Origin of the sequence: Desulfohalobium retbaense DSM 5692 (assembly GCF_000024325.1) — a bacterium.
Taxonomy (GTDB): Bacteria; Desulfobacterota; Desulfovibrionia; order Desulfovibrionales; family Desulfohalobiaceae; genus Desulfohalobium; species Desulfohalobium retbaense.
Genome location: NC_013223.1, coordinates 1229712 through 1243324, shown reverse-complemented (window position 1 = coordinate 1243324; position 13613 = coordinate 1229712). Strand labels below are relative to the sequence as shown.

The 13613-nt window shown below is 57.8% G+C and carries 12 protein-coding genes and 2 tRNA genes; 9 read left to right on the top strand and 5 right to left on the bottom strand.

The annotated features are described in order from the left end of the window. Window positions 1-233 precede the first annotated feature (233 nt). Window positions 234-1097 carry a damage-control phosphatase ARMT1 family protein gene (locus tag DRET_RS05275; protein WP_015751491.1) on the bottom strand — a complete coding sequence of 288 codons (864 nt, stop codon included), beginning with the start codon at window positions 1095-1097 and terminating at the stop codon, window positions 234-236. 183 nt (window positions 1098-1280) lie between these two features. After that, window positions 1281-1357: transfer RNA gene (locus DRET_RS05270), tRNA-Met, on the bottom strand. 169 nt (window positions 1358-1526) lie between these two features. Here DRET_RS05270 and DRET_RS05265 point away from each other — a divergent pair. From DRET_RS05265 to DRET_RS05255, 3 genes are read left to right on the top strand one after another with little or no spacing between them, the layout of a single operon-like run. Beyond that, window positions 1527-2723, top strand: coding sequence for an aminotransferase class I/II-fold pyridoxal phosphate-dependent enzyme (locus DRET_RS05265; RefSeq protein ID WP_015751490.1), 1197 nt, complete (start codon window positions 1527-1529; stop codon window positions 2721-2723). After that, the gene (locus tag DRET_RS13810) at window positions 2720-3358 is read left to right on the top strand and encodes an alpha/beta fold hydrolase (protein WP_015751489.1); all 639 of its coding nucleotides are present in this window, start codon (window positions 2720-2722) and stop codon (window positions 3356-3358) included. Before DRET_RS05265 ends, DRET_RS13810 begins: the two co-directional genes overlap by 4 nt. Further along, window positions 3330-4088, top strand: a complete 759-nt coding sequence (locus DRET_RS05255) for a methyltransferase domain-containing protein (RefSeq protein ID WP_015751488.1) — start codon at window positions 3330-3332, stop codon at window positions 4086-4088. Before DRET_RS13810 ends, DRET_RS05255 begins: the two co-directional genes overlap by 29 nt. A gap of 45 nt (window positions 4089-4133) precedes the next feature. Here DRET_RS05255 and bioB read toward each other — a convergent pair whose 3' ends face one another. Genes bioB through bioA form a run of 3 tightly spaced genes read right to left on the bottom strand, consistent with a single transcriptional unit; the run spans window position 4134 to window position 7098 of the window. Further along, on the bottom strand, window positions 4134-5111 hold the full coding sequence (bioB, locus tag DRET_RS05250; RefSeq protein WP_148214022.1) for a biotin synthase BioB: 978 nt from the start codon (window positions 5109-5111) through the stop codon (window positions 4134-4136). Beyond that, the gene (gene bioD / locus DRET_RS05245; protein ID WP_015751486.1) at window positions 5108-5758 is read right to left on the bottom strand and encodes a dethiobiotin synthase; all 651 of its coding nucleotides are present in this window, start codon (window positions 5756-5758) and stop codon (window positions 5108-5110) included. The genes bioB and bioD overlap by 4 nt, the downstream gene beginning before the upstream one ends. Then, window positions 5758-7098: an adenosylmethionine--8-amino-7-oxononanoate transaminase gene (gene bioA / locus DRET_RS05240; RefSeq protein WP_015751485.1), complete on the bottom strand. Its 1341-nt coding sequence runs from the start codon at window positions 7096-7098 to the stop codon at window positions 5758-5760. Before bioA ends, bioD begins: the two co-directional genes overlap by 1 nt. Before the next feature lie 255 nt (window positions 7099-7353). Between bioA and DRET_RS05235 the strand changes: the two genes are divergently transcribed. The 6 genes from DRET_RS05235 (at window position 7354) to DRET_RS05210 (ending at window position 13434) form a co-directional block, all read left to right on the top strand. Then, window positions 7354-7440, top strand: a tRNA-Leu gene (locus DRET_RS05235). A gap of 473 nt (window positions 7441-7913) precedes the next feature. Next, on the top strand, window positions 7914-9638 hold the full coding sequence (locus DRET_RS05230) for a Na/Pi cotransporter family protein (RefSeq protein WP_015751483.1): 1725 nt from the start codon (window positions 7914-7916) through the stop codon (window positions 9636-9638). A 344-nt stretch (window positions 9639-9982) separates the two neighbouring features. Then, on the top strand, window positions 9983-10501 hold the full coding sequence (locus tag DRET_RS12935; RefSeq protein WP_015751482.1) for an LEA/WHy family protein: 519 nt from the start codon (window positions 9983-9985) through the stop codon (window positions 10499-10501). Between the two features lie 142 nt (window positions 10502-10643). Next, window positions 10644-11354, top strand: a complete 711-nt coding sequence (locus DRET_RS05220) for a TVP38/TMEM64 family protein (protein WP_015751481.1) — start codon at window positions 10644-10646, stop codon at window positions 11352-11354. A gap of 454 nt (window positions 11355-11808) precedes the next feature. After that, complete coding sequence (gene corA, locus DRET_RS05215) at window positions 11809-12855, top strand: magnesium/cobalt transporter CorA (protein ID WP_015751480.1); 1047 nt, start codon at window positions 11809-11811, stop codon at window positions 12853-12855. Window positions 12856-12963: 108 nt separating this feature from the next. Further along, a complete protein-coding gene (locus DRET_RS05210) occupies window positions 12964-13434 on the top strand; it encodes a MarR family winged helix-turn-helix transcriptional regulator (protein ID WP_015751479.1) in 471 nt (156 codons plus the stop codon). Window positions 13435-13613: the final 179 nt, after the last annotated feature.

Sequence of the window (13613 nt, the reverse complement as noted above, 5' to 3'; positions counted from 1 at the left end):
GCTGTGGCATTCGCAACCGGTCACGGGTGGCAGAAGTGGGATTCGGCGCGCAATACAGCTGGCCGCTGTGCGTGCAGTCCCATGTACATGGTCGTTAAAAATCCCAATGCCAGCAAAACTGCAAACGTTCAAACTCTTCCGGACGAATACCTACACTGCGCCCTTGAACGTTTTTGCGCCGTCCCTTGGGACTTTTAAGCGACCTGCGGTATACGAAATGTTCCAACAGGCAGTTACGATGCAGCTTCGGAGAAGACGAACACTGATGTCTGCTCCGGCAGACCCGCCAAATCCGCCACAACAGGACATTTGACCTTGAAGGCAAAAAAGACGCCGGACAGGCGGCCATGCAAGGCTTCAAAATTTCCTTGCCCTTTGCTCACAACAATTTCAGCCTGCTCCAATTCCTGGAGAAAGCCGGCTGAACAGCGGTGGAGCAGTGTCCCTGGACTGTCAACGCCGCTCGAGACCACCCGGCAGACCGTGTCCAGTCCCACCGCTTTGGCGTCTTCCAGGGTAGCGTCATTAAGAATCGGCCGGTCCCGCACGGCATAAACCACCTCGTGCCCCAGGGCTTGGAGGTGCTCGACGAGCAGGATATCCACAGCTATCTCGCCGGCATTGTCACCGAGAATGCAGATCTTTCGAGGGCCGCTTTCCAGACATGTGCGCAGGACAGGAAGACCGGGAAACTGTTCCTGTTCGCGTTCTTCTAGAAGCGCGGATTCCCAGTCAAAGGTCCTGGCGACCCCGACATCATTATAATTGGCGATAATGGACACACGCAGGCAGGTCAGCAGGGGATCCTCCGCCTTTTCAACGCGGCGCCGCAGTTCAGGCAGCAGGGTCAGGGCCTTGGCATTGGCTGCGCGCTTGTGCGCGGCAAAAGGGTCGGCGCACCCTGAAAAATCTGCGGCGGCGGCGTAAATCCGGGCGGCTGTTTCTGGAGGCGGGGAGGAAGAGACGCTGTCGGCCAGCGCCGCTAGACAGACCTGCCGCAGCCGATCGCGTTGCATCGCATCGTGCGGAAGGAGATGGTCGGCTAACGAGTCGATTTGACGCTCAAAACAGGATCGACAGGCAAGAGCGGTTTCCATGACAATTCCTTTGGAAACAGTGAGCCGGAAACGAGGCGCACCCGCAAAAGGGGCAAGGACTCAAGTCCGGTCGACGGGCAGACCACGCCGGGGACATATCGAGCGGAGGGCAAAAACGGCTGGCGTAGCTGCAAGATACAAAAAAAGAGGCTAGGTGCATCACCTAACCTCTTGGATTTTTTGTGGTAGCGGGGGCCGGATTTGAACCGACGACCTTCGGGTTATGAGCCCGACGAGCTACCATACTGCTCCACCCCGCGTCGCGAACTGAAGAAATTAGCTTTACATTTATACCTTGTCAAGGAAGAATTTGCTCTACGCCATTTTTTACGGACCGCGTGACCCCATCGCCTTGTCGTCCAGAACCGCTGCCATGCCGGCGGCCAACTCTGGAGCACCGATAGAGACCACTTTCTGCTGGATTTGCTCATGGCACATGACCACCATCAATTTTTCCAGGACCAACTCCAGGCTCTGGAGACAGAAAACCAGCTACGATCGATTCCGGATATCGATTACGGGGCTGACAAATACCTCGTGCTCGATGGCCGGTCGTTACTCAACCTCGGGAGCAACAACTATCTTGGCCTCTCCCGCGATCCCATACTCCTGCAGGCAGCCACAGAAGCGCTGCAAACATACGGCACGACCAGCGGGGCCTCCAGATTGGTCACCGGGACAAATCGTCTCGCCCAGGAACTGGAAGAAGACCTGGCCCGTTTCAAGGACCAGGAAGCCGCCGTGGTTCTTGGATCCGGCTTTAGCGCCAATCTCGCCCTGTTGACCACCTTTGCCGATCGGCACACGGTGGTCTATTCCGATCGCCTCAATCACGCCTCGATCATTGACGGAATAACGTTGTCCCGGGCCAAACATGTCCGATTCAGACACCGGGATATGGACCATCTTGCCTTCCTCATGGACCGCCACCGCGAGGCCCCGCGACACATCTGCGTGACCGATTCGGTTTTCAGCATGGACGGCGATTGCGCCGACTTGGAGGCCTTGGTCGGGCTGTGCCATGATGCCAACGCCCTCCTGGCGGTGGACGAGGCGCATGCCGCCGGCGTATTCGGCCAAGGGCGGGGCCTGGCGCATGCCCTTGGGCTGGAACGCGAAGTCGATCTGCACATGGGAACCTGGAGCAAGGCTTTCGCCTCCCTGGGAGGGTATATTGCCGGCTCCAGGACGGCTGTTCGCCTGCTGCAGACCAGGGCCCGGAGCTTCATCTACTCCACCGCCTTGCCGCCGGCAGTCCTGGGAACCAACAAAGCCGCCCTCGAGTCCGTGTCCGGCACCCCGGAAGCGGGAACGGCGCTGCTGGCCAAAGCGGCTGAACTGCGAGCCTCCCTGGAGGATCTAGGATTTCATACTGGCAACAGTCGAAGCCAGATCATTCCCATCATGCTGGACACAAGCCACAAGGCCCAGGCGGCTCAGGCATTTCTCAAGGAAAAAGGGGTTTTTGTCCCGGCTATCCGTCCCCCTACCGTTCCCCGGGGACAGTCCCGATTGCGGCTCTCTTTGCGGGCTGACCTGGAACACGCCGATTGGACGTTGTTGCAAACCGCGTTCAAGGCCCTGGCTGATCACCTGGGACCCAACGTTGGTGTGGAGGCTGTATGACCCCGAACAGACCGCTTTTTCTCTCCGGTTGGGCGGGGCCTCCTGGACTTTTTCCCGACCTGGCCTCAGAGGTCTATTTTCTGCAGCCCTTTATTGACGGACCCGAGGAGACGATCATTCCCTCACTCAGCGGCGGTCCGTTATTGCTGGCCTGGTCCACCGGCGCCCACATGGTTTTGAAACACACCACCACGATATTTCCCCTGTTTGCACACATTGTGCTTATCGCGCCCTTCCTGGCCTTCACAGACGGCTTTCCGCCGCGGCTTCTCCGGCGCATGCAGCAAGGACTGGCCGCCAACCAGGCTGCTACCCTGGCCCAATTCTACCGCAACTGCGGTATCAGACAAACTGCTGCGCTTGTCCGCCAGAGCCCTGCCTCACAAACAGAGACATTGTACGCCGGGCTCGACTATCTTTTGCGCTCCCAGGCGCCGGACCAACACCGTGTCCCGCATGGGCATGTCTGTCTGGTCCTGCCCCAACAAGACCGCATTGTTCCGCCGAAGGCTGCCGAGCGCGTCCGGCGCGCCCTGCCGCGCGCCAGTGTCCGCCGCCCCGAAACCGGCCATTATGTGCCAGAACCCATTCTCAATGCCATTGTCCATGAAACAACAGGTTCGCCGCTGCTTTGACAGGGCCCATGCGACCTATTCCCAGGCCGCTGTGGTCCAGAAGGAAATCGCCGAGGCCTGCGCCCGTCTTGTGCCCGAAGAGCAGACCTTTGCTACCGCTCTCGAAATAGGCGCCGGAGGGGGGCTGCTCACCCGCAGCCTTCTGCCCCGCGTGCAGGTCGGGTGCTATCTTGCCTGCGACCTCTCCAGGGCAATGCTGGCCCATCTGCCTGCCGCTCACCTACACCGCTTCCAGGCCGATGGGGAGCAACTTCCCCTGCCTTCAGGTTGCGTCGATCTCCTCGTAAGCGCCTCGACGCTGCAATGGTATACCGCCCCGCACCGATCCCTGCCGGCCAACCTGGACCTGCTCCGTCCCGGTGGCACCTTCGTGCTGGCCCTTTTTGTCCGCGGGACGCTTCCTGAACTCGCCGCCTCCAGCCGCGCCACCGGATTCGGAACGCTCCAGCCACTTCTCCCAGCCTCAACCTACCGCCATATTCTGGACGCCACCCCCGGACTGAGTTGGCAAAGCCGTGTCCAGACCCACACCCAATGGCACCGTTCTGTCACCGGGTTTCTGCGCAGCCATAAAAAAACCGGGGCCACATTCAGCCCCGGTCGAAAAGCCTTTCTTGGCAAAGATCGCTTAGCACGTTTCTGTCGCTATTATGCCTCCCGGTTCGCCCGCGACAACTCTATCCCAGCCCGGTATCGGGTCCTGTACCTCTGGGGACGCCGAGGAGGATGAAAAGTTGCCCTCTTTGCTGACCAAATACCCGGCGCCGGAAGCAGACTACCGAACCGTCAACCCCAGATCGGCCAGCAGTTCCAGGTCCTGAGGCAGGGTCCGCCCACTGGTTGTCAGGTAATTGCCGGTCATGATGCCGCTGGCGCCGGCTTGAAATATGAATGGGTGCAATTCCCGGAGATTGTGTTCGCGGCCACCGCAGACGATGAGTTCCTTGTCCGGCAAAAGCAACCGGAGCAAAGCGATGATTTTCAAACAGCGCAGCGGGGTCAGGCTGTGACGCGACGCCAGCGCGGTGCCCTCAATGGGCACAAAGAAATTGATCGGCACCGCGCTGGCGTCTAAGCTCGCCAGTTCCCGTCCCAACTCAAGCACGTGCGCGTCGCTTTCACCACATCCGAAAATGCCGCCGCTGCAAATCGAAAACCCTGCCGCCTGAGCCCGTTGAATGGTCTGTACCCGCTCGTCGTAAGAATGCGAGGTACAGACCTGGGGGAAATAACTCCGAGCCGTTTCCAGATTGTGGTGGTAGCGGCTGACACCGGCAGCGCGAAGCACTGACAACGCCTTTTCGCTGACAATCCCCAGCGAGGCGCAGCGTTCGATTCCCGAATGCCGCAATGCCCCGAGGCCAGCCGCCACCGCCTCAACCTCTGAGACAGGCAACCCCCGTCCGGCAGTCACAGCAGAAAAACGGTGGACGCCTCCCGCAGCCGCATACTCGCCAACGGAAACGATTTCTTCGGGACTGATAAGCGGGTAGATCGGCACAGGCCCGCTGGCGCTTTGGGACTGGGAACAAAACCCGCAATTTTCTGTGCACCCGCCGGACTTGGCATTGCTGATGGTGCACAGATGGATCGCCGTGCCGCAAAAGTTCTGCCGAAGCAGCCCTGCCCCAGGCAAAAGATCCCAGACGGCTTCCTTTGGCCAAGCAACGAGTCGCTCCCATTCCCATTGTTCGAGCGGCTCGCCGTCGGCAATTCGCTCGGCCCACTTGAAAACCATCCGCTGCCGGCTCATGTCCGCCCCCGCAAAATTGCGGCCAGACGCTTTCCCTGCGCGGCCAATGCTTCAAAGGTGCACTCCTCCACCCAGGGCAGACTGGCGACACGCTCCAGCCGGCCGAACTGCTTCACGCTGCGGTGCACCTCCGGCTCCGGTTCTCCGCTGAAGACCACGCCCCAGACCCCCAGACCGGCCTGACGCAGCACCTGGATACTGAGCAGGGTGTGGTTGATCGTGCCCAAATCGGGCCGGGCCACGACAAGAACCGGTACAGCCAGACGGACCATCAGATCAAGCATGGTCGCCTTTTCGTTCAAGGGCACCATAATGCCTCCAGCGCCTTCGACAAAAAGCCCAGTGTCCGGGGCAAGCTCCGGGGAGCAGACCGTGTCCAGATCGATGGTCCTCCCTTCCCGTGCTGCAGCGATATGGGGGGAAACAGGGTCGCGCAAGACCGTATGCTCAGGACAGAAACGGTCTTCAGGAAGGCCAGTGGCCTGTCGAATCCAGGCTGTGTCCGTTCCCTCTGCCGCACCGCTTTGAACCGGCTTCCAATACCTGAAGGCGGGCTCGGACGCGAGCAAAGCGGCACAAACCAGTGTCTTGCCCACCTCGGTGTCGGTACCGGTAACAAAAAGCCGCTGTGGCCACAGGCTCGACATCAATTGCTCCCTTCCTGCTCTTCCTCAAGCAGGGCTTCGTAAACAGCCCGGGTCAAAGAACGCAAATCCGAAGTGCTGATCACGTAAGGAGGCATGAGGTACACCAAACGACCAAAGGGCCGGATCCAGACTCCCTTGTCCACGAATCTCCGCTGAATGGATTCCATAGCCACGGGCTCGTGGCATTCGACAACACCAATGGCGCCCAAGACTCGGACATCGGCAACACCGGCCAGTTCGCGGCAGGGTTCGAGTTCCTCTTGCAATTGGGCTTCAATCCGCTCCACCTTCTCCTGCCACCCGGAACATTGCAGCAGACTCAGACTGGCCACGGCGACACTGCAGGCCAGTGGGTTGCCCATGAAGGTCGGCCCGTGCATGAATACTCCGGGCGAGGTCTCTGAAATAGTGGCGGCCACATTCTCAGTGGTCATCGTCGCGGCCAGCGTCATGTACCCGCCGGTCAAGGCCTTGCCCAGACACATGATATCCGGCGTTATCCCGGCGTGATCGCACCCGAACAGCTTGCCGGTCCGGCCGAATCCGGTGGCGATTTCATCGGCGATGAGCAGGATTCCGGTCTGATCGCACAGTTGCCTGACCCGCCTGAGATATTCGGGATGATAGAACCGCATCCCTCCGGCCCCCTGAACCACGGGTTCGAGGATGACTGCGGCTATGGACTCCTTGTGGGCCAAAAACATTTCTTCGAAGGCGGCAAAGTCGGCATCATCCCATTGCCCGTCAAACGGCGTCGTTGGGGCGGGGGCAAAATAGTGACGGGACAGGATATCGCCGAAATGTTCATGCATGCCGTTGATCGGATCGCATACGGCCATGGCGGCGAAGGTATCGCCGTGATACCCCGATTGGATGGTCATGAGCTTTGTCTTCTCGCTGCGGCCCTGCCCGAGCCAGTATTGGAAAGCCATTTTCATGGCCACTTCCACAGCCACTGAGCCGGAATCGGCAAAGAACACTTTCTGTAACGCCTCCGGGGTCAGACTGACGAGCTTGCGGGCCAGGAGAACCGCCGGTTTGTGGGTCAGGCCGCCGAACATGACATGGGCCATGTCCTTGACCTGCTCGGTCAGGGCGTCATTGAGGACCGGGTTGTTGTAGCCGTGAATGGCCGCCCACCAGGAGGACATGCCGTCAATAAGTTCGGTCCCGTCAGAAAGCTTCAGCCGCACACCACGGGCCGAAGCGACCTCGCGCACCAGTAACGGGGCGCGCATCGAGGTGTAGGGGTGCCAGATATGGTCATGATCGAATTGCAGAATATGGGGGGTATCCATGGTGATCTCACCGTTTTGTGTCCATGAGGTTGCCAAAAGCACTCCGGGAGCACCTCCCGAAGTGGTCGCCGCGTGTTGCCCGCTGGCAGACCAACGCAGTCGAACGGCAAAGTATTACAAAGAGTCGCAACGGAGACAAGGGATGCCCGGGTTCGGCCGTTGGCAGCGTGACCGGGTCCACCCGTCTTCCCGCGTGGCTGTGGAGGGCGGGCGCACCTTCCATTGGAGGGTGTCGATCCTCGCGCCCAAAATTTTTTCTTGACCTCCCTGCGTCATTTTTTTAGACACGTTTCTCGCGCCGGGGTGGCGAAATTGGTAGACGCACGGGACTCAAAATCCCGCGATCTTCGGATCATGAGAGTTCGAGTCTCTCCCCCGGCACCACACCGTATTCATCAAGCCATGACTGCTGTCATGGCTTTTTTTTATCCTTCCACCGAGACGCAGCTTCCAAAAATAAATATCTATATTTCAGTTAATTAAATAAAAATTTCTCCAACCTTCCCTGTCTCCTCTTTTCTTTTTGTTACACTCTGGTTACGAAACGCCGGGATCAGTAGCACGGCTCCCACAGAATGGGTGGGCCACCTGAAACAATGCACGGTCGGCTTTGACTTTTCCGGTGCTCTGGCCCTGCCCAGTCTGTGAACCTCGGCTGGACCTGCCGGGGTCCGTCCGCTTTTGCACCCCGGCAGGGGCTGACCGACGCGCTCGCAGCGGAGTTGCAATGCAACACATCGTCGTGCCGGACAATGGGCATCGAGACCTGTGCAAGCGCTTCGACGAGCCCCAGAGCATTTCAGGACCAGATTGACAAAGCCAGTCACCAACCACAGCGAACGGCTAAAGAGGTAGACATGTCCACAGGATCGGTAGGCATAGCCACATTAGGCGGATTAGGCCTTTTCCTTCTCGGTATGCGGATGATGACCGACGGCCTGCAGATGACAGCTGGCCAGCGTATTCGCTCCATTTTAAAAACCTTGTCCGCAAACCGTGTGGTTGGATGTTGCACCGGCGCGATTGTCACGGCAATCATCCAATCGTCTTCGGCGACCACGGTCATGCTGGTGGGATTTGTCGGCGCTGGGCTGATGACCCTGTATCAAGCCGTTGGCGTCATCCTTGGGGCCAATATCGGCACCACCCTGACCGCCCAGTTGATCGCTTTCAAACTGTCCAGTCTTTCCCTGCCTGCCATTGCCCTTGGTGTGGGACTCAAATTTTTCGCCACCAAAAAACGCTTGCGCTATATTGGAGAAATCATTCTCGGATTTGGCCTGCTCTTTTTCGGTTTGACAGTCATGAAGGACTCGCTGGCCCCGATCAAAGACGACCCGGCCTTCATCGATTTTTTTACCAAGTTCGATCCCAGTACCATCGGCGGCCTTCTGCTCTGTATCGCCGTCGGCACGGTCCTAACGATCATCGTCCAATCCTCCTCGGCGACCATCGGCCTGACCATGAGCCTGGCTTGGCAGGGACTGATCGGCTTTCCAGCCGCCATGGCCCTTGTGTTGGGCGAAAATATCGGGACCACGTTGACGGCCCAGATTTCGACCATTGGTTCCCGCAATGCCGATGCTCACCAGGTGGCCAACGCCCACACCCTATTTAACGTGCTTGGTGTCGTCCTCATGATCCTGATCTTCCCGTGGTTCGTCGACGGAGTGCGGATCACCAGTGAATTTCTGGGCGCTGGACCGATCGATGCGGTGGTCGATGGAGAAAAAGCTAATATTTCACGGTATATTGCCAACGGTCACACGATATTCAATGTCGCCAACGCCCTTTTCTTTTTGGCTATCATGCCGTGGCTGGTGCGCGCAGCCCGGTTATTCACCAAGCGGGACCCCGAAGAAGACGATCTCTTTCGTCTCCCGGAATTCAGCGACCGCTTTCAGGACACCCCCATGGCAGCCGTGGCCGAAGCGCGTCAGGAAGTCCACGCCCTGTCCCGGGTGGTTCGGGCCGGCCTGAACAACGCCCTGGAGGGGGTCTGGCAGAATGACTCCAAAAAAATCGGGCGCTGGCAACGCTTTGAAGAACACATCAACACCGCTCACCGGGAAATCTTGCGCTACCTTTCAGGGATTTTCCAAAGCGAGGTCTCAGAAGACATCTCCCGGGAAGTCAGCGTCTTGATGCGTATCAGCTACAACCTCGAGCGCATCGGCAACGGCGTGGCCAATATCGCCAAGCACTTTGAGGATGTCATGGAACAGGATCTCCCCCTGTCCTCCCAGGCCTGGAAAGAAGTCGACCAGATGGCCGAAGAGGTGCGCGCCTTGATGAAGTTGGTCTCTGATTCGATCATCAATCCCAGCGACGATCTGCTCGACAAGGCTCAGGACCTGGAACAGCACATCGATAGCATGCGCGAAGAAATGCGCCAGAATCATATCCAGCGGATCCGGGAAGAACGGTGCCAGGTCGATGCCGGGATCGCCTTCATGGATATCCTGACCCGGTTCGAAAAGATCGGCGACTGGACTTACAATATTGCCAAGGGACTCAAAGAAATAGAAAATAATGTCCCCCCTGATAAAGCCACCTATGACAATGGGACGGCTACGCCGTAACGCCCTATACAACCAGGTCCTGTCTGTCCTCGCGCCCCCGGTCTTCCGGGGGCGCTTTTTTTGGGGACCACGTCTATGGCTGCGCCTGCGGGGCCGTTTCGAAACACCTTGTCTAACCAAAGCGTCCCCTTCTCCCTAGCAACGCAGTTTTCTGCTTGCCCCGAAGCACAATTTCGGTCAGGACAAACACAGGACCGGTATCCGAAACACCTTTTTCGCGTACCGGCCTGTAATGTTCCTTTTGTGTTACCGTTCACCGTCTCCTCACACCTGTGCTGTCAATCTGCGGCAGCCGCCCGGGGCCGGGCTCAATTGCCGTTTGGGGAGGCTTCGGGAGTCGAACCATGGGCATATCTAGCCGGGATTATTGTATTCGATACGTTGCAGTGTTTCTTCTCGTCACCATTGGCCTCGCCGGATGCGCCGGCCTGGGGGGGCGCCTCGCCAAACCCAAAGTCCAGTTGGCCTCCCTTGCCGTTCAAAACATCCAAGCCTTTGAAAGCACATTCGTGCTCACCCTGCGTGTTTTTAACACCAACGACGCTCCGCTGGATCTCAAGGCCCTGGAAGCCGAGTTGGATCTCAACGGTCGCCATTTTGCCACCGGCGTGACGCGCACCGACATCCATATTCCCGCCCTGGAGAGTCAAACCGTCGACGTCACGGTCTACGCCTCTTCCCTGGAAATGGTCCGCCAGGTATGGTCCCAGGTGCAAGGAATCCAAAACCGGGAAGCCAATGCCCCTTGGGAGTACACGGTCAGTGGCACTCTCCATCTCGACAACCGGGGGCTGCTCCCCCGTCTCCCGTTTGAGGTCTCCGGGACCGTCGAACTCGACGCCCTGGTCCCAAAGAGCCAATGAGATTCTCCTGCCCTCCGGAGGAGCCTGACTTCGAGCAGATTTACGGCACAAAACGACACAGGCCGAAGGTCCGACACCTCCATTTCCGAATTCCGCCAATGTTTACAGACACGGCACCCCGGTCCACCTCCAGGAGTCTCGAATGACCCGCTCGCATCTTCAGAAAAGCCTGCTCGTCATTGTTTTGGTAGCAGTCATTCTCGCCTTTTTCCTTTTCGATCTGGGACAATACGCCAGTCTGGAGTATCTCAAGGCCTCCCAGGCCCGGTTTTTAGAACTCTACAAAAACCACACCCTGGCCGTGCTGGGGGGGTATATGGGAGCTTATATCCTCATGGCCGCCCTCAGTCTTCCTGGAGCGGCCGTTTTCACCCTTGCGGGCGGGGCGTTGTTCGGGTTTTGGATTGGCCTTGTGGCGGCTTCCGTATCGAGTACCCTGGGGGCTGTCCTGGCCTGCGCCGTTTCTCGCTATCTGTTGCGCGATATGGTCCAGACCAAATTCGAGACCTCCTTGAAAAAAATCAATCAGGGCATAGAGCGTGAGGGGGCCTTTTACCTCTTTACCCTCCGCCTCATTCCTGTTTTCCCGTTTTTTGTCATCAACCTCGCTCTGGGCGTGTCCCACATGCGGCTTTGGACCTTTTATTGGGTCTCGCAAATTGGGATGCTTCCCGGAGCGGCGGTCTACGTCAACGCTGGCAAAGAACTCGGGCAACTCGAGACCCTCTCCGGGATCCTCTCACCCGGGCTCATCGGATCCTTCGCTCTGCTAGGGCTTTTTCCTCTGGTGGCCAAGAAGGGTGTGGCTTTTCTCCGGGCCAGGCGCCAAAACAGCTCGGTGAACACTGAATAAGAGGCTGTTAAACAAACTCCTTCTCTCAATGCCCCGCAAAAAAGGAAAATGGGAACATCGAATTCAGGTTCAATGACCAGCGCGAACTGCTCAGAGAGACGGAATTTTTTTGGCTCTTCGTCACAGGGCATGGAATTTCAGACGCAAAAGTTTGCCGTCTCTTCTGTGTGCTTCGAGCGAAAGGCCCGCACATTTTCTTGGTCCCGCCAAAAGGGGGAAACCGGACCGCGAACTGAATGCTCCCAGGCGGATTCCGATGCAACAAGGGCCATCTTCGACACCTGGAGTTCTGTTCCACTTGAGAGTCCGGAGGGGGCAAGGATCCCCCTTTGGCGGGATTGAGAAAATACCGGGCCGAAAATGGGCACACAGAAGAGACGACAAACTCCAAAAATCCACAGGATCCGTCAAAGAACCATTTTTTTTACGCAAATACGCGCAACGAGAACGAGCCATGCCCCAGACTGTTCATAAAAAAAACGGCTTGCCCCCCGGCTCGTTAGTTTATGTTGGCGAGCCCCCGACTTCGAAGACGGTCATCCGCCATATCAGGTATTCCCAAAACGAGATGACTATCGAGGAAGTCGCCACCCCGGAACAATGTGTCCTGGATCCTGGCTGGAACCATTGGATCCAATGTATCGGGGTGCACGACCCGGCTGTGCTGGAAGGATTTCGAAAGCATTTTGGAATCCATCCCTTGGCTCTCGAAGATGTCATGAACACTGAACACCGTCCGAAGTTGGAACATTTCCCGGACTCCCTGTTCCTGGTCTGCAAATGGCTCGGATTCAATGAAGATCGCTCCTTGAGCGACAACCATATCAGCCTTATCATGCAAAATGACGTCCTGTTGACCTTTCAAGAAGGCGGCAGGGACATCTTCACCCCTTTGCACGCGCGATTGGCGAAACCGAGCTCCCGCCTGCGGCAGCGGGATCTCGACTACCTGGTCTATTCCCTGCTTGACACCGTTGTTGACTCCTATTTCAGCCTCATGGAGACCCTGGGTCAGCACATCGAAGATATCGAAGAACAGATTTTGAATTCGCCAGACCGAGATATCCGGCTCACCCTTCAGAACATGCGCGCCAGCACACTGCGAATCCGGCGGATTGTCTGGCCCCTGCGGGAAATACTCAGCGACCTTCTCCGCGATCCTCGAGAAACATTCCAGGACGAGGTCCATTCCTATCTGCGCGATGTCTACGACCACGTTATCCAATCCATAGACATGCTCGATATCCATCGCGACATGCTGGCCAGCCTTTTCGACCTCCATCTCTCTGGTGTCAGCCTGCGTATGAATCAGATCATGCAGATGCTCACCCTGGTGGCGACGATCTTTATCCCTTTGAGTTTCGTGGCCGGCGTCTACGGCATGAACTTTGAGTACATGCCTGAGTTGGGGTGGGAATGGGGGTATTTTGCGGTGCTGCTCAGTATGGGAGGCCTGGCCGGCGTCATGCTCTGGGTGTTCAAACGGCGCGGGTGGTGGTGACTGCGCCGTCCCGAGTCGCGGCCACGAAACGAAACACGAGAGGAGCCAGGATCAGGCTGAGAAAGTTCAAGTCTTGATTTTTTGAAAAGTAATCATTAAAATTTTAACATGTACAACGAAGAAATAAAAGAAATTGTCAAACAAATCAGACAGCTTGTTCGAGCAGTGTATCGCGACTCCCTGACCATGGCCCGCGAATACGGCTTGACGCCGCCCCAATGCGCCCTGCTCAGGACCATCTATCTCCAGGGCCCCCTTTCTTCGGCCGCTTTAAGCCGAAATCTTTTCGTCACGCCTTCCAATATCACCGGCATCGTCGATCGGCTGGTCAAAAAGGACATGGTTGTCCGCGAGCGCCAACTCAAGGACCGCCGGGTCACTCTCATCAGCCTGACCGCGACCGGGCACACTCTGGCGGCTTCGCTGCCCGACAATATCGAAACCAAGCTTGTAGAGGGTCTGTCTGAACTCCAGGACAGCCATATCCAGGACCTTTCACGGTCGCTTGCAGAAATTCTCGCCCTTATCGATGCCTCCCACGTCACCGCCGCCCCCCTGGAACTCCCTCGCCGGCACTAGCCCCTGCCCCGCAGGGGAAAAACAATTGCACCGCACTACACGTTCCTTTTCAGGCCCAATTCCCAGACAAGCCGACGGCTTATCAGCCAGGCGGCCCAAACAGCAGGGCACAAAGAAGGTGGCCCCCTCCTCCCGGCTCGAATTGCTTCATCGCCCCCTGCCCTGCCTCAAAAGCCGTT